Origin of the sequence: Flavobacterium hungaricum (assembly GCF_015182285.1) — a bacterium.
Classification (GTDB): domain Bacteria; phylum Bacteroidota; class Bacteroidia; order Flavobacteriales; family Flavobacteriaceae; genus Flavobacterium; species Flavobacterium hungaricum.
Genome location: NZ_PRDM01000005.1, coordinates 384,683 through 403,550 on the forward strand (window position 1 = coordinate 384,683; position 18,868 = coordinate 403,550).

Consider the following 18,868-nt stretch of genomic DNA (forward strand, 5'->3'; position numbering starts at 1 on the left):
TATTATTTATTTATTTGGTTTCGTGTAGTAAACCTGAAGCATTAATCTTTTATCTTCTGAAACAGAAGATTTTCCTCCGTACAATATTGTTCCTAAAGGATTCATAACTGATGCTCTAGGCGCTGCTATAAAATATTCAATCGGATCTGCTTTGATTTGAATTTTATTTTTCAAAGCACTTGAAGTCACTGTAGCAATATCTTCGGTAACCACTAATCCTAAATCTACATTTTTATACGTCTTGTCTTTAATAAGACTGCGTATATGATCTGTAATTCTTATTTTATAACTTTTCCCTCGCTTATTATCGTCAAGGTTAATGATCCCGCTAAAAATCTGTTTAGCATATTTAGGATCTGAATTTACTGCCGAAGTACCGTCATTATAATAATCAGGTAAAGGCAGATTGGTACTTAAGTTATATAAGTACACACGCATTGCTTCTGTAGTCGGAGCCATTTTTTCAGCATCGATATAAAATACCAAATTGGCCTCATTTACCATCCAGCTGTTATCTCTTATGCTTTCCAGCTTCGATGCAAAATCATTTAATCGAAGAATTGCCATAGAGCCTTGTCCGCCTTTCAAATAAAGTCTTTCGTCTCCTTCGGTCGTATTTACATTAGTAATTGCGTTTTCATAAGTTGCATTTCTCTGGTTTTGCAGAAAATTAGCTGTACTTAACGAGCTTCCTAACTTTAAAACTACCGTACGGGTTTCTCTTTTACTTTCATCATCTGTAGTAATATCCGTTTTCACGTTATAAGTAATGGTGATCTTTCCTTCTGCAAAATTCATCAGTCCCATACTTGTAGTAGCGCTTGCTGCAGATTTTTCAACTTTAAAATACAATCCTCTATAATACTCTTGAAAAACATTAGCGCTAGATAGCTTTGCGGCTGGTGCCTTAAGAATTTTATTTAAAAACTCGTCTTGGTTCAGATTCAAACGCATTTCAGGCTTCGTTCTCTGTAATGTTTTTTTCCCATCTGTTCCTGCAATACTATCATTTCGTTCAACAGCACTAAAAAAGAATTCATCATTCTGCGTTTTATCCGCATCATCATTTAACAAAGCACTTGCTTTTAAACTTTCAAAACTTGCATTCTGATCTGTATAATATAATTGAGCCAGCTGCGTACCATTATCAAAATAAGAATTACGCATCTGCATTCCGTTTTGGTAAACGCTTAACTTAATTTTCCCTTCTTTTTTATCTCCAAAAATAGAATCCAAAGCATACACATGGCTTCCGTCTGTATTGGTCTGTGTAATATGGCTGAAATAAGGTATGCTTAGAACAACACTTTCAACTTTCGGGTCCTCGCCAATAGTAGGTGCATAAGTTTCAAGCGTCACCTGAGTAGCAAAATTAGCAGTAGTTTCACCAAAAACAGGGTCATTATAAATTCCCAAAGCATTTGTTGCCAAATTATTGGATTGAATTGGTGTTACTTCTTGATTAAAAGCCAAGACATCATATTTTTCAGGTTCCAGACCAAAATGATCATCACTAATCAAATCATCACCAATAGCATTAAAATCTTTATCGCATGAATATAAAAAAACAACAACTGCAGCTAATAGAATTTTCTTAATCAAAGAAGTATTATACATTTTTAAAATATAGTTAAATTTAAAGACCAAACGTTTTGTAGAAATTTGTATACGCTTCTGCGAATGCATTTTTCGGTGCGAAAGGTAAAAAAGGTTTTCCTGAAGATTCTATAAATTTTGTTAAACTTGGGGAAACATTCTCTGAGGCGATAATAACACCATCTGAATGTAATATACTAGCTTTTAAGATATTCTCGTAATTTGGAGTTTCTAAATCCGAAACAGATTCGTGAGGCACACCGTCAAATTTTACTTTGTTGATCATTTCCAAATCCAAATTCTCATCAAAAGACTGTCCGTAAACCGAAGTCACAATTTTTGTTTCAGAGAACATTGCTTCATGTTTGTAAAAATGCTTCATGTAGATTGGCAGCATTGCAGCAAGCCAGCCGTGAACGTGAATAATATCAGGAACCCAATTTAATTTTTTCACTGTTTCAACTACCCCTTTTGCAAAGAAAATAGCTCGTTCATCATTATCAGGATACAAGACACCTTCTTCGTCAGCAAAAGTTGCTTTTCGTTTAAAGTATTCATCGTTATCAATAAAGTAAACCTGAATTCTTTCTTTTGGGATAGAAGCTACTTTAATAATCAATGGCATATCTAAATCATTCACTACCAAATTCATCCCTGAAAGTCTGATTACTTCATGCAATTGATGTCTTCTTTCATTAATATTCCCATATCTTGGCATGAAAATTCTTATCTGACCGCCCTGATCGTTTATCATTTTCGGAACGTCATAAGACATTAAAGAAACCTCATTTTCAGCCAGATACGGCACGACTTCAGATGATACGTATAATATCCTCTTATCTTTCATAATAGTAATTTACTTAATTTTTGGTAATAAAAACGTCGCAAAATTACAAAATTTTATGCAGTTTATAACTAATATATTATGTTTGCACTAAATTTTAATAATACCTCAATGCATATTTTCTACAGTAAAGCCGCTTTGATAGCTTATTTAAAAACTATCAAAACCACAAATTCAACTATTGGATTTGTACCAACTATGGGCGCTTTACACCAAGGACATTTGGCTTTAATGCAGCGTTCTCTTAAAGAAAACGACGACACGGTAGTGAGCATTTTTGTCAATCCAACTCAATTTAACAATCCAGAAGACTTGGCCAAATATCCGAGGACTCTCGAAGAAGATGTTAAGAAAATGCGTACATTAAGCGATAAAATTATTTTATACGCTCCTTCTGTCGAAGATATTTATGAAGGAAACACTGTTTCGCAGGATTTTGATTTTGACGGATTGGAAAATCAGATGGAAGGAAAATTCAGGCCGGGTCATTTTAACGGAGTCGGAACTATTGTAAAAAGACTTTTTGAAATCGTTACTCCTACCAATGCATACTTTGGCGAAAAAGATTTTCAACAGCTCCAGATTGTTAAAAAATTAGTCGAAAAAACAAATCTGCCGGTTAACATTGTGGGCTGTCCTATTTTTAGAGAAGAAAATCAGCTGGCAATGAGTTCTCGTAACGAACGCCTTACTGTCGAAGAACGCAAAGAAGCCGCAATAATTTACAAGGTTTTAACAGAAGCAAAAGAAATTTTCCAGAAACAAACTCCAAAAGAAACCATTGATTTTGTAGAAAATTCTTTCAAAAACAACAAAGATTTTGAGCTCGAGTATTTTGTTATTGCTGACGAATCTACACTTTTGCCTATCGATCAGAAAGATAAAGACAAAAAATACCGTGCATTTATAGCGGTATTTGTTAATTCTATAAGACTGATTGACACCATTTCATTAAATTAATCTAACTTTGCAGCATGCAAATTCAAGTTATAAAATCTAAAATTCATCGCGTTAAAGTAACGGGTGCCGATTTAAATTATATTGGCAGCATTACTATTGATGAAACGCTACTAGAAGCTTCAAACATTATTGAAGGTGAAAAAGTATCTATTGTAAACATTAATAATGGGGAACGTTTTGAAACTTACGCCATTAAAGGAGAAAAAAATTCGGGAGAAATTACCCTGAATGGTCCTGCGGCAAGAAAAGTTCAGAAAGATGATATCATCATTATCATTTCTTATGCAACTTTAGAATTTGAAGAAGCCAAAACCTTCAAACCGTGGATTATTTTCCCTAACGAAAATGATAATTCGCTGACGTAATACTTTTCATTTTTTAAAAATACATGCTTTGTCCAATATATTTGAACAAAGCATTTCTTATTGCTGTAAATCGGAAAAGATTTACTCTCGAACTTTTTTTAACTACAAAGAACGCAAAGATTTTTGCACACAGCATCTATCTAATAAATATTAAAGCTCGCAAAGCATTACAGGTAAAGCTTTGCGAACTTTATCCTTTTTATATAATAATCTTACAAATAAACCTTTGCGTTCTTTGCGGTTAAATAATACGCCAAAAAAAATATTTCCCCACAACCTTTGTATGGATAGCCTCTTTTTCTTCATAGATAGAAACAAATAAAATAGTATATTGCCACACTATTTCCAATACTTTTTAATTCACTGAAATGCCCCAAATCATGAAGAAAGTTTACCTATTATTTATTTTAATTTCAATTTCTGCCTTTTCACAGAAAACGTTTGACAACATTAAATCTGAAAAACTCGGAACAGAAAGAAGAATCACAATCGGATTACCGCCTTCTTACGAAGCAAACAAAGACAAAAAATATCCTGTTCTTTATTTATTAGATGGAGATTATTTATTTGATCCTTTTTCTGGAGCCGTAAGTTACGGTTCGTATTGGGATGATATGCCCGAAATGATCATTATCGGAATTCATCAAAATAAAGATGGAGAACGTTTTGACGATACCACAATTGATCAAAATACCGGACTTCCGTTTGAAAAAGGAGCCGAATTTTTTGAATTTTTAGGTGGTGAATTAGTTCCTTATATCGAAAAAAAATACCGCACTTCGCCTTTTAGACTTATTGCGGGCCATGATCTAACAGCAAGTTTTGCTAATTTTTATTTGTACAAAGAAGATCCGCTTTTTAATGCCTACATCTGTTTGAGCCCTGAACTGGCTCCAAAAATGGAGGTGCGTATTGCAGAAAAGTTTGCCAAAATTAAAAAACCAGTGTTCTATTATCTTTCTGCCGGCGAAGGTGATATTAAAAAAATAAAAGAACCAATAGAAAAGTTAAACGGAAATATTAAAATCGCTAATAATCCGTTAGTGAATTATAAATATGAAGTTATTAAGGGTGCAACCCATTATACTGAGGTCTTACACTCTATCCCAAGTGCTTTGTACCAGATTTTTGAAGCATACAGACCAATAAATTCTGCTGAATACAACGAAAAAATTGCGGTACTTGAAACTGGTTATGCAGATTATTTAGAAAAAAAATACGCGACAATGTCTGAAATTATGGGAGTTCAGATTCCTGTAAGAATGAGCGATTTTAAAGTTATTGAAAATCTGATTTTAAAAAAGAATGCCTACGATGAATTAGGAAAAATGGCGGAAATAGGAAATGTAAATTATCCTAAAGCCATGTTGGGTGAATATGAGTTAGGATTAATGTATGAAAAAATGGGCGACCCGAAACATGCGTCTAAAAAATATCAAAATGCTTCGCAGATGGAGCCGATTGGTGATTTGAATAAAGATTTGATGTATGAGAAAATCGACGAAATGAATACGCTTGCTAAAAAAAGTAAATAATGTCAAAAGTTAAAACTTCCTTTTTTTGTCAGAACTGCGGAACGCAGTATTCGAAATGGCAAGGTCAATGCAATGCCTGCAAAGAATGGAATACGATTGCCGAGGAAATTATCCAGAAACAGGAAAAAGTGGCTTGGAAAAGTGAGCCAACTTCTACCAGCAAAGCACCAAGACCTTTAAAAATCACCGAAATTGATTCGGCTCAGGAAGTTCGCATGGATACGACTGACAGCGAATTGAATCGTGTTTTAGGAGGCGGACTTGTTCCTGGATCTTTGACGCTTTTGGGCGGAGAACCCGGGATCGGAAAAAGTACACTTTTGCTGCAGATTTCATTAAAATTACCCTATAAAACCTTATACGTTTCTGGAGAAGAAAGTCAGAAGCAGATTAAAATGCGTGCCGAAAGAATCACGCCCAATAGTGACAACTGCTATATTTTGACGGAGACTAAAACGCAGAATATCTTCAAGCAGATTGAAACTATGAAACCCGAAGTGGTTATTATAGATTCTATCCAGACTTTACATACCGATTATATTGAATCTACAGCTGGAAGTATTTCACAGATTCGCGAAACTACAGCAGAATTGATCAAATTTGCTAAAGAAAGCAATACTCCCGTAATTCTTATCGGACATATCACCAAAGACGGAAATATTGCCGGACCAAAAATCCTGGAACATATGGTAGACACCGTTCTTCAGTTTGAAGGCGACCGAAACCACGTTTACAGAATTTTGCGTTCGCTAAAAAACCGTTTTGGTTCTACTGCCGAACTCGGAATTTACGAAATGCTCGGAAGCGGTCTGCGAGAAGTCAATAATCCGTCTGAGATTTTAATCTCACACAAAGACGAAGAATTATCGGGAACTGCAATCGCTTCAACGCTTGAAGGCATGCGTCCGTTGATGATCGAAATACAATCTTTGGTAAGTACGGCAGTTTATGGAACACCGCAGCGAAGCACAACAGGTTACAACGCCAAAAGACTGAACATGATTTTGGCTGTTTTAGAAAAAAGAGCCGGATTTCGTTTAGGAGCAAAAGACGTTTTCCTGAATGTGACGGGCGGTATTTCTGTCGACGATCCTGCAATTGACTTGGCGGTTGTTGCTGCGATTTTGTCTTCAAACGAAGACATTCCGGTGGGAAAAGGTTTTTGTTTTGCGGGAGAAGTGGGGCTTTCTGGCGAAATTCGTCCGGTAAACCGAGTAGATCAGCGCATACAAGAAGCCGAGAAATTAGGTTTTGATACGATCTTTGTTTCCAAATACAATAAAATTGCTTTAAAAAATACCGGAATCAAAATTGAATTGGTTGCAAAAATTGAAGATGTTGCAAGTATTCTTTTTGGTTAATTTTTTTTATTTGCCACGAATTATTTATTTTATTAATTATAATAATTCGTGAATTCGCGGCTAAAAAAATCCCTACATACATCATAAAAATATTGTAAATTCACCCCCTATGAATTTTCCAAAACAAAAAATATACACCGCATTAAAAATACTAGGAGTATTAATAATACTGCTTTTCATTGGACTCTACTATTTTCGTGATTCGCTTTTAAAACAAGCTATTGCCAAAGTCACTCATAAAATGGCGGTACAGTACAACAGTAATTTTTCTGTAAAAGAGGCTTCTTTTGATGGTTTGTCTACTATAAAATTAACCAATATCGTTTTGGCGCCCATAAACGCTGATACTCTTTGCAAAATCAAAAGTGTAGAAACCAGCGTAAGTTTAAGCAGCTTATTAATCGGTGATGTTCAGGTTGGGACTTTAAAAATTGATAACGGATATATTCAATTAGTAAAGAAAGGTAAAAAACGAAATTTTGATGCTTTCTTAAAAAGAGACAAAAACGAAACCGACTCTAACGAAAAACGCAAATATGCTTCGTTTGCTTATAATATCATTTCAAAGCTATTAAATCTCGTTCCGACCGATATGGATTTGAAAAACTTTCAATTCAAAATCGATGATAACGGAAAACACACTTCAATTGCTGTAAATAAACTGGTTTTAAACAACAAACAGTTAGAAACCAATCTTCATGTTCAGGCCAAAGATTTTGACCAGCGCTGGAACATAAAAGGTTTTGCAGATCCTAGAAATAAAAAAGCCGATATTCGTTTCTTCAATCTAGACACAGGTGCAATCCGAGTGCCTTATTTGGACGAACGTTATAACTTAAAAGCAAGTTTTGATTCTATCCGATTAAATGTTCAGAACATTGATAAAAGCGGCAGCGAATTACACATTGACGGTTATACTTCGATCGCCAATCTTACCATCAATCATCCAAAAATTGCCAGCAAAGATGTTGTGATCAAAAATGCCCGTTTTGATTACCGTTTTTTACTCGGAGACAATTTTATTTCTATCGACAGCAGTTCGACCATGCAGCTGAACAAAATTAAAGTACGTCCTTATGTTTCTTATGATACCGAAAAAGACACAGTTTATACGCTGAAAGTGGACATCCCGAAAATGAAAGCGCAGGATTTTATTGTTTCGCTTCCTGATGGTTTATTCACCCATTTTCAAGGAATGCAGGCAACGGGGAATTTCGATTATAAATTGGATTTCAAATTCAATAAAAACAAACCAAATACGCTTGTTTTCGACAGTAAACTCAACAAAGAAGATTTACGCATTACCAAATATGGCGAAGCCGATTTGAACAAATTAAACGGCGAGTTTGTCTATCGCGCGATTATTCAGAATGTGTTACAGCGACCTGTTTTGGTTGGAAACGCCAATCCGAATTACACTCCTTTGGACCAGATTTCGCCTTATTTAAGAAAATGTGTTTTAACGACAGAAGATCCGTCTTTCTTTTCGCATCGCGGTTTTATCAATGAAGCGTTTAAACAATCGATCCTAAAAAACATTCGAACCAAAAAATTCTCGCGCGGTGCCAGCACGATCAGTATGCAGCTGATTAAGAATGTGTTCCTGACTCGTGAAAAAACGCTTTCGCGAAAGCTTGAAGAAATCCTTTTGGTTTACATTTTAGAAAACAATCGAATTGTAAGCAAAGAAAGAATGCTCGAAGTATATTTCAATATTATCGAATGGGGCCCAAATGTTTACGGTATTGGCGAAGCAAGTCATTTTTACTTTCAGAAAAGTCCATCAGCTTTAAATGTCGATGAATGTTTATACTTGGCCACGATTATTCCGAAACCAAGAAAATTCATGTATCAATTTAATGACGAAGGTAATTTGAAAGATTACGCTTTGAAGAATCAGACATTTTTGAAGAATCTGATGTTTAGGAGAGGTTTGTTAATTCCCGAAGATACCATTGGGCAGTTACCCGTTTATATTTCTGGAAATGCGCGTTCGTTTATAAAAATTAAAGTGCCGGATTCTACGGCAATCAAATTAGATTCGCTCAATACAACTGATGAATTTGATTTGTAAAAGTTAGGGCTGCCGCGAAGACGCTAAGACACAAAGTTTTTTAATCTCGCAAAGTCGCAGAGTCGCAAAGGTTATTCTCATTTTTGTCATCCTGAGGAACGAAGGATGACAAGCAGTACGGTCACTGTGATTAAAAAACTTTGTGCCTTAGCGTCTTCGTGGCAAAAAACAACTATTTAAAATTCTTTAAAAAATCTTCCTTATAAGTCGGCGAAACTTCTATTTCTGTTCCGTCGTTTAAGGTTACGATACCGCCTTTATTATACGATTTGACAACATTGATATTGATAATATGCGATTTATGAACGCGTATAAACGGCAATGGCAAAATCTCAGAAAAATGTTTTAAAAATCGGCAGACCATTTTTTTGTTTCCATTATTCAGGTACAAATCGGTAAAATTGCCGTTACCGCGAAGTCTGATAATATCTTCCATTTTTACAACTTCAAAACCTTCCAGAGTGGGCAGAATAACTTGTTGCTTTTCTGGTTTTTGTTCGTGAAAATTTTCTACAATAATCTTGTTTCTATTAAAAATTTCATGATTTAAAATCTGATGCTGGACTTTGTTTACCGCAACAATCAATTCTTCGATACTGATTGGTTTCAAGAGATAATAAGCCGCGCTTTGGTTTAAGGCTTTTAGCGAGTATTCTGAAAAAGCAGTTACAAAAATGGTTTCGAACTGCAAATCTTTGCAAGCTTCTAAAACATCAAAAGCATTCCCAAAAGGCATTTCTACATCCAGAAAAACCAATTGCGGTTTAATTTCGTGTAATAACGGAACGGCTTCTTTGATGTTCTGCGCCTCGCCTACAACCTCAACCTGCGGACAATATTTGCTCAAGTAATTCTTAAGTACTTCGCGTGCCGCCAATTCATCTTCGACAATTACACTTTTTATCTTTTGTATCGTCATCATATCTTATAAATTAATGGAAAAACAATTTGAACCACGGTTCCAGATTCTGGAAGTTCTTTTTCTGAAATCGTAAACGAAATATCTTTTTTATACAATTCATTCAAAAGCTCTATTCGTTCTTTTGTATTGTTTAACCCGCGCGATTCGTATATTTTCTGGTTCGTTGTTTTCAGTTCACGGCTTTTGGTTAAACCAATTCCATTGTCTTCAATAAAAACATTAATTTTTCTGTTTGTATATTCAAATCTCAAAGACAGAAACCCTTTTGTTTCCAGATAACGCAGCCCGTGCCAGATCGCATTTTCCAGATTGGGCTGGATAATCATATTCGGTACAAAAACCCTTTCGGCATCCAGCGAATCATCGACTACAATTTCAAAATCAAATTTATCCTGAAAACGCAGGTGTTCCAGATCCAGATATTTCTTTAATTGCTCAACTTCTTTATCTAATGAAATAAAATCTTTATTCGAGTTTTCCATCATGTTGCGCATTAAATTCGAATACGACGTCAGGTATTTATTGGCTTCCAGTTCTTTGTTCTCTGCAATAAACTGATTCACGCTGTTGAGACTGTTAAAAATAAAATGCGGATTCATTTCACGGCGGAGTGACTGCAGCGCAATTTCTTTATTCTTGATTTTGATGGAATACAACGCTTTTACAATAAAAAGAAACAAAAGCAGTAATAAGCCAACCGATCCTAAAAGAAAATAGTTAAAAGAGTTTTTCTTCGAAATCAATTCATCTTTCAAGTCTTTTTCTTTTTCCAGCTGTCGAATTTTATCTTCGGTAATCTGAAACGTTTTAGCATCAATAAGTGTGGTATCCGACTTGATGAGTTTTTCAAAATTATCAAAAAACTGTTGGTAAAGCGCCATACTTTCTTTGTCTTCGCCTTTTGTTTTGTAATATTGAATCAGAGAAGACAGACTTTTTTTGGCTTCTGCCGAATTTCCTTTTTGAAAGGATAAATTGTAGGCATTCTTTAAAGACGAAATGGCTTTCTGAGGTTCTTTCTTTTCAAAATAAAGAGCCGCCAGAGATTGCAGCTGTTTTATTTCGGCTGTATAATTATTAGTGGTTTTCGCCTCGGCCAGCAGTTTTTCATTAATCGCAAGCGCTTTGTCAAATTGATTGTCTGCCACGTAAACTTTGGCAATTTCGTTTTTGATTTTAATGACTTCTTCTGGTTTGTCTTTGGCGTAGTCCAGCGCTTTTTTATAACTTTCAATCGCCACTTTTTTATCTTTTAACTCCAAAGAATTTTCGGCTTTTTGCACGTAGGCTTCTTTAACTTCTTTGCTTTTCTTTTCTCTTTTGAGCAATTCGATATTAGAATCTACATAATTGGTCTGACTCGCCGGATCTGCCTGATTTTTTAATCGATTGGCATCATTAAGATTGATTTTTTCTTCGGCTTCATCTTTGGACAATGAACCTGCTGCTTCATAATTTTTGATTGCTGAATCAAAGTTTTTCTGATTTTCCTGTGCTTTGGCAAGACTTCTCGTCACACGGGTTTTATCTTCGTTGAGTTTTAATTTGGTATAAGTATTTAAAGCCCTTTTATAATATTCTTCTGCTTTGGCATTGTCGCCTTTATTCAGGAATTCGTTTGCCAGCTTTTCATAATTTGCCGCAATTTTCGATTCATCGTTTTCATCCAATGATTTCGATAATTCAACAGCCGCTTTGCTAATCTTGTTTTTAGTTTCCACTTTCTTTTCAGGAAGTGCCTGCGCTGTTGTTTGCTGCGGAAACAATAACGTTAAAAAAAACAGACTAAAACCAATTAATAGATGACGTTTCACAAATAGTATATTTAGAAGTGTAAAGTAACTTAATTTCCAATTTCTAACCTACATCTTTCACCAAGTCAAACACTCGGTTGACCCATTCTCCCAAAAATACGTTTTTTCAGTCAATACATTTGCTTCATAACTTAAAACAACGACCATGAAAAACTATTCTCTTTCTTTTCAGCAGCATTATTTGCCAATGTAAAAGCAGATGCTTATACCGCGATTTTCAGCACACCCCAAACGGGTAAAACAATAAAAGAAGTAAACGTATTAATCTACAATCATTGAACGTACTATTTCAACACGGAGAACACAGATTTGCTTTCGCAAAGACACGGATTTACGCGGATTTTTTTAAAACACTAAAGATAGATCCGATTTTATCTGGGTTTTGCGAAAGTAAATCTGTGTTATCGGTGTTCTAATCTTTGCTAATTTATTTCACCAAGTCAAAAGACCGTTTCACCATTTGTCCAAAAACGGAGCTTTTTTAGTTTCTAAGTTTGATCTGTAATCATCCAATTAAAAACTAACAATTATGAAATCAAATCTTTTTACCACAGCATTTTTAGCGGTTACGCTACTATTGATGGGCTTCAATTCTTCTAACGCACAATCTCAAAAAAATTTAGAAATAAAAAATCTTGATTCTGGCACTGCAACCAAAATCCAAGTAGCACTTTTACTAGATACATCGAGCAGTATGGACGGATTAATCGATCAGGCGAAATCGAGATTATGGGAAATTGTAAATACAATGACAACCTTAAAATACGAAGGAAGAACTCCCGAAATAGAAATCGCTTTGTATGAATATGGAAACAGCGGTTTGTCTGAAAAGTCCAATTACATTAGACAAATAACGCCTCTATCGACAGATCTCGATTTGATTTCAGAACAATTATTTGCCCTTAGAATAAACGGCGGCAACGAATATTGCGGTGCCGTAATTCAGGATGCAACTAAAGAATTGAAATGGGCTTCGGAAAACAACAGCATGAAATTGATTTACATTGCCGGAAATGAAGGATTCAATCAAGGAAAGATCAGTTATAAGGAAGCGATCAGTGATGCTTTAAAAAATGATATTTATGTGAATACTATTTTTTGCGGCAATAAAATTGAAGGCATAAACATTCTTTGGAAAGACGGCGCTGACCGCGGAAAAGGAAAATATTTCAACATCGATTCTAACCAATCTGTACAGTATATCGCAACGCCTTATGACGATGAAATCAGTAAATACGATGAAAAAATAAACAAAACATATATTAATTACGGTGAAAAAGGAGCGGCTAAAAAAATGAATCAGGTTATGCAGGACCAAAACGCAAAAAAAGTTTCTAATGCCAATTATACCAATCGCGCCGTAAGTAAATCTAAAGCAGTCTACAAAAATGAAAGCTGGGATTTGGTTGATAAAACAAAACAAGATCCGAATGTGATTTCTAAAATTAAAAAAGAAGAACTGCCTGATGAACTGAAGGACAAATCGGAAGCAGAAATTAAAACAATTGTAACCGAGAAAACAAAAGAGCGCGAAGCGATTCAAAAAGAGATTAGTGTTTTGGCAAAAAAACGCCAGGAATATATTGATGCCGAAGCTAAAAAAACCAAAAAACAAGACGATTTAGGCAACACGATAAACAGTTCTATTGTGGCTTTTGCAAAAGTAAAAGGTTATACAGTAGAGAAATAAGAAATGTTAGTCCCTAATTCAATGAAAAATACAATCTATTTTATCCTGTTTTCAGTGATGCCGTTTATTTGTTTAAGCTGTGAAAACAAAAAAGAAAAAACGATAACGATCAAAAATTCGAAACCGATTTATTCCTATGAAGAGAAACTAAAAACTGAAGTAACAAAAATGAGGAGCTTTTTGGGGAAATCTACTCATTACAATTCAGATGTTGCTTTATTTTTAGACATGAGGCTGGATTCTGGAAAAAATCGGTTTTTTGTTTACGACTTAAAAAACAATAAAATAGTGCACAAAGGTCTGGTCGGACATGGTTCGGGTTCAGAAACAGGGATCCGGGGCGAATTAAAATTTAGTAATGTCAAAAACTCCAACTGCAGTTCGCTGGGCAGGTATTCTATTGGAGGTTCTTATGTTGGAACATTCGGAAAGGCTTACAAACTGCATGGCTTAGACCAAACCAACAGCAATGCCTTTGATCGAAATATTGTGCTCCATAAGTATGAAGATATTCCTGATGAGGAACAGCCTTATCCTATTTGCAACAGTTTGGGATGTCCGATGGTGAATGAAAAGTTTTTTAGCGTATTAGAAAAAACAATCGATACTTCTAAAAAGAAAATTATTTTGGTTATGTATTATTGATTTGCCACAAAGGCAATAAGAAGCAAAGTTTCTTTTATTCCACCCGGATTTTAAATCAACCTCAATTATCTGTATATTTCCCTTGTAATTTAAATTCAACCTTATGAATAAATCAATTCTATTCATTGTGCTATTAATCAGCGCTTTCGCGAATGCGCAAAAACCAATTTTTACTACCGCAAAAGTAAAAGCGGCAACAGTATATTTTAATGCAGCCGAAATTTCGCAGACCGCAAGTACAACTCTTCCTGCCGGAACAAGCGAAATCGTGATCAAAAATGTGGCTTCCAACTTAAACGAAAGCTCTGTGCAAATTGGTGCGCCGGCAAATGTAACGGTACTTTCGGTGCAGTTTACCAATAATTACATTTCAGAATTTGAGCCCGATTTTAAATCACCTTTGATCAAAAGAGTGAGTGACAGTATCGTAATCGTTCAAAAGGAAATTCAGAAAGTAAACAATGCCATTAATTCTGAAACAAAAACCATACAGCTGTTAGACAAAAATCAACAGATCTCTGGAGCCAATACAGGATTAAATGTTGCCGAATTAATGAAAATGGTAGAGTACTACAAAAGCAAACAAGTAGAAATCGCCAACAATATTAATACACTGACAGATAAACAGAAAAAGCTGCAGGAGACGCTTCAAAAATTAAACAATAAATTGGAAGTAGATACGAGCAAAGAAGAAAAAATGTCTTCTGGAAAATTGATTGTTCAGGTTATGAATACAGTTACAGGACCGGTTCCGCTTGAAATTTCATACTTAACACATAGTGCTTCGTGGGCTCCATTTTACGATTTGCGCACCGAAAGTGTCAACGCTCCCATTAACATGATGTACAAAGCACAGGTGGTTCAAAATACAGGAATTGACTGGAAAAAAATAAAATTGAGTTTATCCAGCGGTTATCCCAACCAAAACAATCAGGCACCGATATTGAGTTCTTGGTTTTTGGCAAATCAAGCCTCTACTAATCAAGTTGCTGCTACAGGTTACGGAAACAGTACAAGAAATCAGCTGCAGGCAAGCATTCATAAAGCAAAAGCAACTGGAGATATGTCAGCGGCTCCTATAATGGCAGAATCATCAATTTCTGACTACACTACTGTTGCCGAAAATCAGCTTAATATTTCTTTTGACATAGATATTCCGTATGATATTTTGTCTAACGGAAAGATACACAGCGTTTCTTTAAAAGAAATAAAACTGCCTGCAACTTATAAATATTATGCTGCTCCAAGGGTAGAAAACGAAGCGTTTCTTCTTGCCGAAATTGCAGACTACAGCAAATACAACTTACTGCGAGGCGAAGCCAATATTATTTTTGAAGGCATGTATGTCGGCAAAACGTTTATTGAGCCCAACCAGACGAGCGATACTTTAAACTTAAGTATGGGACGTGATAAAAAAGTTTCTATAAAAAGAGAAAAAGTCGCTGATAAATCGGGAACTAAGTTTTTGTCTGCCAGAAAAGAACAAACTTTTACCTACGATATTACGGTTCGCAATAACAAAAAAGAAAATGTAGAACTTTTATTAAAAGATCAATATCCGTTGACGACCAATAAAGAAATTGAAGTGGAGCTGTTACAAAGCGACGGCGCCAAAGTAAATTCTGAAACCGGAATTCTGACTTGGCAGCTGCTGCTAAAAGCAAATGAAACCAAGAAATTCAGGATTAGTTACAGGGTGAAATATCCGAAAGACCAGGTTTTAAATTTATAAGCAAATAGCATTAAATGCAAATTCCACAAATTTTCACGAACGATCCGTGTTAATCTGTGGAATTTGTGTTTTTTGTTGTTTTTAAATTAAGGCGCCGGATCTGGAATTATTGCCTGAACGGCGTCGATTTCTGCCAATATTTGTTTAGAAAGCACTACATCAATCGTGTCAATGTTTTCTTTTAATTGTTCTAAAGTCGTAGCTCCGATAATGGCACTTGTCAAGAACGGCTGTGCTAAAACAAATCCCATTGCTAACTGGGTCAGCGTTAAACCGTGTTTTTTAGCGATTTCCTGATACAATTTGGTCGCTTCGGTACATTGGTCGCTGTTGTAACGTTTGTATTGCGGAAAAAGGTTAATTCTCGCTTTCGGGTGACTTTCTCCAGTTAAAAATTTTCCTGTCAAAACTCCAAATGCTAAAGGCGAATATCCCAGCAAACCAACATTTTCATATTTTGAAACTTCGGCGGCATTTACTTCGAACAAACGATTCAATAAAGAATACGGATTTTGAACGGTTTTGATTCGCGGCAGATTCTGATATTTGCTTTCTTCTAAAAGACGCATCATTCCCCATGAATTTTCATTAGAAACGCCAATGTGTTTGATTTTTCCTTCTTTGATTAATCCGTCAAAAGTTTCCAGGATTTCTCTAAAATTATCCTGCCAAACATCATCATGTCCGTGAAAAGCGCGCTGCCCAAAATTATTTGTTTTACGCTCTGGCCAATGCATTTGGTACAAATCGATATAATCGGTCTGCAGTCTTTTCAGACTTTGCTCAACAGCAAATTTGATACTCGCAGGCGAAAAGTCTAATTTCTCACGCATGTATCCAAAATTTGGGTTCGGCCCCGCAATTTTAGATGCTAAAATTACTTTATCGCGATTTCCTGATTTCTTAAACCAAGTCCCGATAATTTTTTCGGTGCTTCCGTAAGTGGCTTCACTGGCCGGAACCGAATACATTTCGGCAGTATCAAAAAAGTTCACGCCTCTTTCAAGCGCATAATCCATTTGCTGGTGTCCTTCGGCTTCTGTGTTTTGCTGCCCGAAAGTCATCGTTCCTAGACATATTTTTGAGACTTTTATATCGGTGTTGGGTAATGTTGTGTATTTCATTCTATTCTAAGGTTCAAAGTTGCAAAGAGGCAAAGGTACAAAGGGATTTTTCAAATTGAAATTTGTTAAAGGTTAAAAAAACTAAAAGATTTTTTTGTGAGGTGCTAAGGTGCTGCGTAACTACGTTTTTTATAATGCTCCTGCAAGATTTCTAAAACCTTGCAGGAAATAAAAAAGGCTCAAAGTAAAAACTTTGAGCCTTTGCAACTTAGAACTTCAGTCCCTCAGAACTTTAGTTAATACTATTAAGCATCTCCGCAATCTCATCTAATCTTGGTGTCAAGATGATTTCGATTCTTCTATTTTTTGCTTTTCCTTCTGGAGTTGCGTTACTCGCTAATGGAGAAAACTCGCTTCTTCCGGCAGCGGTTAATTTCTGTTTGTTGATTTTAGTGTTTTCACTCAAAATTGCCACAATTGCTGTTGCTCTTTTAGTCGACAAATCCCAGTTGTTTGCAATTGGTCCAGAACCAGCATACGGATCGTCATCTGTATGTCCTTCGATTAACACCGAAAGATCAGGATTGTCTCCCAATACTTTTCCAAGTTCTACAACCGCTTTTCTACCTTCTGTTCCAACGGCCCAGCTTCCTGAGTTAAAAAGCAGTTTGTTTTCCATAGAAACATATACTTTTCCGTTTTTTTGTTCCACTGTCAAACCTTTACCTTCAAAACCGTTTAAGGCTTTTGATAAAGTTTCTTTTAGTTTACGCATCGACTCTTCTTTAGCCGCGATCATGTCTTCAAGCTCTTTTAGACGGCTTGCAGTTTTGTCTAAGCGTGCTTGTTCGTCTGCCAGCTTTTTAGATTTTGCTTCTAATTGTGCTAGAAGTTCACGGTTTTTGGCCATGTTGCTTTCTAATGCATCGTTGCTGTTTTTTTCTAATGCGTTATAAGAGTCTTGTAATACTTTGTATTTTTTTTGCTCTGCGGCTAAATCTGCTTTTTGTTTGGCTAAATCATCTTTGGTGCTTGCCAGATCTTTAGTCAATTTATCGCGATCCAGTTCTAACTGATTTTTGTCTTTCTTTAAATTATCATTTTCGTCTACAACAGAACGATTTTCTTTTTTTAGATCCGAATATTTGGTTTCTAGATCATTGTAAATTTTCTTAGAAACACAAGACGTTGTGGAGAGGGCTAATACCAGCAATCCGATGGAGGCTTTTTTAATCATCTTTCTTTAATTGGTTTTATATTTGGGGCGTTTATAAATTGTATTTTTTGTTTTATGTAAGGTCTAGCCCTGATGGAAGCGGCATCCTTTTTCTGGCTTCTTTAGCCAGGAAAAGATACAGCGGACAGCAGGAAGCAGCTCCTAAATAAAATCGTAAGCTTTATAACAATAACAATACCAAAGTTTACTCAATCTCAACTAAAACCGGACAATGATCTGAATGCACTGCATCTGGAAGGATCACTGCTCTTTTTAAACGGCTTTCTAATGAGTCGCTTACCAAATTATAATCGATACGCCAGCCTTTGTTGTTTCCTCTTGCGCCTGCGCGGTAACTCCACCAAGAATAATGATGCGGTTCTTTATTAAAATGACGGAAACTATCAATGAAACCCGATTTCATAAAACTATCCAGCCAAGCACGTTCTGCGGGTAAAAATCCCGAAACGGTTTTGTTGCGGACTGGATCGTGAATATCAATGGCTTCGTGGCAGATATTGTAATCGCCGCAAATAATCAAATTTGGAATCGTTACTTTTAATTCGTTGATGTAAGTCTGAAAATCATCCATAAACATGAATTTATGATCGAGCCTTTCTATGTTTGTTCCCGACGGCAGATACAAGCTCATAACCGAAACATCATCAAAGTCTGCGCGAAGGTTTCTTCCTTCAAAATCCATATGCTGAATCCCAGTTCCGAAAACTATATTATTGGGTTTTGTTTTAGAAAGAATGGCAACGCCGCTGTAGCCTTTTTTGGTTGCAGGGTAGTAATACTGAAACGGATATCCGGCCTCTGTAATAGCATCTACAGGAATTTGATCCTGAGTCGCTTTTATTTCCTGAAGACAGATCACATCAGGATTTGCTTGCTGCAGCCATTCGATAAAACCTTTGTTTATCGCAGCTCTAATTCCGTTTACATTATAAGAAATAATTTTCATCATTGGTTTTTTTAGGATTTCAAATGTAATAAAAAAGTGCAAAGTTTGTCTTGGAAACAATGAAAAGTAGAGTTTTTTGTTAT

The 18,868-nt window shown here is 35.7% G+C and carries 15 protein-coding genes; 8 read left to right on the forward strand and 7 right to left on the reverse strand.

All coding sequences use genetic code 11. From position 1 onward, the window contains the following. Nucleotides 1–6: 6 nt before the first annotated feature. Both bamH and C4F50_RS21045 read right to left on the reverse strand, forming a co-directional pair. Nucleotides 7–1,617: a BamH family beta-barrel-assembly machinery protein gene (gene bamH / locus C4F50_RS21040; RefSeq protein WP_194140612.1), complete on the reverse strand. Its 1,611-nt coding sequence runs from the start codon at nucleotides 1,615–1,617 to the stop codon at nucleotides 7–9. Nucleotides 1,618–1,636: 19 nt separating this feature from the next. Then, nucleotides 1,637–2,443 carry a glycogen/starch synthase gene (locus C4F50_RS21045; RefSeq protein WP_194140613.1) on the reverse strand — a complete coding sequence of 269 codons (807 nt, stop codon included), beginning with the start codon at nucleotides 2,441–2,443 and terminating at the stop codon, nucleotides 1,637–1,639. Nucleotides 2,444–2,521: 78 nt separating this feature from the next. Between C4F50_RS21045 and panC the strand changes: the two genes are divergently transcribed. The 5 genes from panC (at nucleotide 2,522) to C4F50_RS21070 (ending at nucleotide 8,735) form a co-directional block, all read left to right on the forward strand. After that, a complete protein-coding gene (gene panC, locus C4F50_RS21050) occupies nucleotides 2,522–3,400 on the forward strand; it encodes a pantoate--beta-alanine ligase (RefSeq protein ID WP_194140614.1) in 879 nt (292 codons plus the stop codon). A 14-nt stretch (nucleotides 3,401–3,414) separates the two neighbouring features. Then, the gene (panD, locus tag C4F50_RS21055) at nucleotides 3,415–3,765 is read left to right on the forward strand and encodes an aspartate 1-decarboxylase (RefSeq protein WP_026727479.1); all 351 of its coding nucleotides are present in this window, start codon (nucleotides 3,415–3,417) and stop codon (nucleotides 3,763–3,765) included. Nucleotides 3,766–4,145: 380 nt separating this feature from the next. Further along, entirely contained in the window at nucleotides 4,146–5,300 is a 1,155-nt protein-coding gene (locus C4F50_RS21060) for an alpha/beta hydrolase (RefSeq protein WP_194140615.1), read from the forward strand. Further along, complete coding sequence (gene radA / locus C4F50_RS21065) at nucleotides 5,300–6,661, forward strand: DNA repair protein RadA (RefSeq protein WP_194140616.1); 1,362 nt, start codon at nucleotides 5,300–5,302, stop codon at nucleotides 6,659–6,661. Before C4F50_RS21060 ends, radA begins: the two co-directional genes overlap by 1 nt. A gap of 109 nt (nucleotides 6,662–6,770) precedes the next feature. After that, nucleotides 6,771–8,735, forward strand: coding sequence for a transglycosylase domain-containing protein (locus C4F50_RS21070; RefSeq protein WP_194140617.1), 1,965 nt, complete (start codon nucleotides 6,771–6,773; stop codon nucleotides 8,733–8,735). A 172-nt stretch (nucleotides 8,736–8,907) separates the two neighbouring features. Here the strand turns inward: C4F50_RS21070 and C4F50_RS21075 are convergent, their stop codons facing one another. Both C4F50_RS21075 and C4F50_RS21080 read right to left on the reverse strand, forming a co-directional pair. Then, nucleotides 8,908–9,657 (reverse strand): LytR/AlgR family response regulator transcription factor, encoded by a 750-nt coding sequence (locus C4F50_RS21075; RefSeq protein ID WP_194140618.1) that lies wholly within the window; start codon nucleotides 9,655–9,657, stop codon nucleotides 8,908–8,910. Next, nucleotides 9,654–11,471 (reverse strand): histidine kinase, encoded by a 1,818-nt coding sequence (locus tag C4F50_RS21080; RefSeq protein WP_194140619.1) that lies wholly within the window; start codon nucleotides 11,469–11,471, stop codon nucleotides 9,654–9,656. Before C4F50_RS21080 ends, C4F50_RS21075 begins: the two co-directional genes overlap by 4 nt. A 529-nt stretch (nucleotides 11,472–12,000) precedes the next feature. On the opposite strand from C4F50_RS21080, the gene C4F50_RS21085 reads away from it, so the two are divergent. The 3 genes from C4F50_RS21085 to C4F50_RS21095 all read left to right on the forward strand — a co-directional run bounded on the left by C4F50_RS21085 (nucleotide 12,001) and on the right by C4F50_RS21095 (nucleotide 15,538). Then, nucleotides 12,001–13,161: a vWA domain-containing protein gene (locus tag C4F50_RS21085; protein WP_194140620.1), complete on the forward strand. Its 1,161-nt coding sequence runs from the start codon at nucleotides 12,001–12,003 to the stop codon at nucleotides 13,159–13,161. Nucleotides 13,162–13,182: 21 nt separating this feature from the next. After that, the gene (locus tag C4F50_RS21090; protein WP_194140621.1) at nucleotides 13,183–13,806 is read left to right on the forward strand and encodes a murein L,D-transpeptidase catalytic domain-containing protein; all 624 of its coding nucleotides are present in this window, start codon (nucleotides 13,183–13,185) and stop codon (nucleotides 13,804–13,806) included. Nucleotides 13,807–13,909: 103 nt separating this feature from the next. Beyond that, on the forward strand, nucleotides 13,910–15,538 hold the full coding sequence (locus C4F50_RS21095) for a DUF4139 domain-containing protein (RefSeq protein WP_194140622.1): 1,629 nt from the start codon (nucleotides 13,910–13,912) through the stop codon (nucleotides 15,536–15,538). 86 nt (nucleotides 15,539–15,624) lie between these two features. On the opposite strand, the gene C4F50_RS21100 is transcribed toward C4F50_RS21095, so the two are convergent. From C4F50_RS21100 to C4F50_RS21110, 3 genes are all read right to left on the reverse strand, one after another. Beyond that, complete coding sequence (locus tag C4F50_RS21100; RefSeq protein ID WP_194140623.1) at nucleotides 15,625–16,662, reverse strand: aldo/keto reductase; 1,038 nt, start codon at nucleotides 16,660–16,662, stop codon at nucleotides 15,625–15,627. Nucleotides 16,663–16,894: 232 nt separating this feature from the next. Further along, nucleotides 16,895–17,839: an OmpA family protein gene (locus C4F50_RS21105; protein WP_194140624.1), complete on the reverse strand. Its 945-nt coding sequence runs from the start codon at nucleotides 17,837–17,839 to the stop codon at nucleotides 16,895–16,897. Nucleotides 17,840–18,023: 184 nt separating this feature from the next. Beyond that, nucleotides 18,024–18,785, reverse strand: a complete 762-nt coding sequence (locus tag C4F50_RS21110; RefSeq protein WP_194140781.1) for an exodeoxyribonuclease III — start codon at nucleotides 18,783–18,785, stop codon at nucleotides 18,024–18,026. Nucleotides 18,786–18,868: the final 83 nt, after the last annotated feature.

Excerpts from the sequence above, each read along its gene's own strand:
- C4F50_RS21095 (WP_194140622.1), top strand. The coding sequence starts at position 13,910 with ATGAATAAATCAATTCTATTCATTGTGCTATTAATCAGCGCTTTCGCG.
- panD (WP_026727479.1), top strand. The coding sequence starts at position 3,415 with ATGCAAATTCAAGTTATAAAATCTAAAATTCATCGCGTTAAAGTAACG.
- radA (WP_194140616.1), top strand. The coding sequence starts at position 5,300 with ATGTCAAAAGTTAAAACTTCCTTTTTTTGTCAGAACTGCGGAACGCAG.
- C4F50_RS21105 (WP_194140624.1), bottom strand. The coding sequence starts at position 17,839 with ATGATTAAAAAAGCCTCCATCGGATTGCTGGTATTAGCCCTCTCCACA.
- C4F50_RS21070 (WP_194140617.1), top strand. The coding sequence starts at position 6,771 with ATGAATTTTCCAAAACAAAAAATATACACCGCATTAAAAATACTAGGA.
- C4F50_RS21110 (WP_194140781.1), bottom strand. The coding sequence starts at position 18,785 with ATGAAAATTATTTCTTATAATGTAAACGGAATTAGAGCTGCGATAAAC.
- C4F50_RS21075 (WP_194140618.1), bottom strand. The coding sequence starts at position 9,657 with ATGATGACGATACAAAAGATAAAAAGTGTAATTGTCGAAGATGAATTG.
- C4F50_RS21085 (WP_194140620.1), top strand. The coding sequence starts at position 12,001 with ATGAAATCAAATCTTTTTACCACAGCATTTTTAGCGGTTACGCTACTA.
- C4F50_RS21100 (WP_194140623.1), bottom strand. The coding sequence starts at position 16,662 with ATGAAATACACAACATTACCCAACACCGATATAAAAGTCTCAAAAATA.
- C4F50_RS21060 (WP_194140615.1), top strand. The coding sequence starts at position 4,146 with ATGAAGAAAGTTTACCTATTATTTATTTTAATTTCAATTTCTGCCTTT.
- panC (WP_194140614.1), top strand. The coding sequence starts at position 2,522 with ATGTTTGCACTAAATTTTAATAATACCTCAATGCATATTTTCTACAGT.
- bamH (WP_194140612.1), bottom strand. The coding sequence starts at position 1,617 with ATGTATAATACTTCTTTGATTAAGAAAATTCTATTAGCTGCAGTTGTT.
- C4F50_RS21045 (WP_194140613.1), bottom strand. The coding sequence starts at position 2,443 with ATGAAAGATAAGAGGATATTATACGTATCATCTGAAGTCGTGCCGTAT.
- C4F50_RS21090 (WP_194140621.1), top strand. The coding sequence starts at position 13,183 with ATGAAAAATACAATCTATTTTATCCTGTTTTCAGTGATGCCGTTTATT.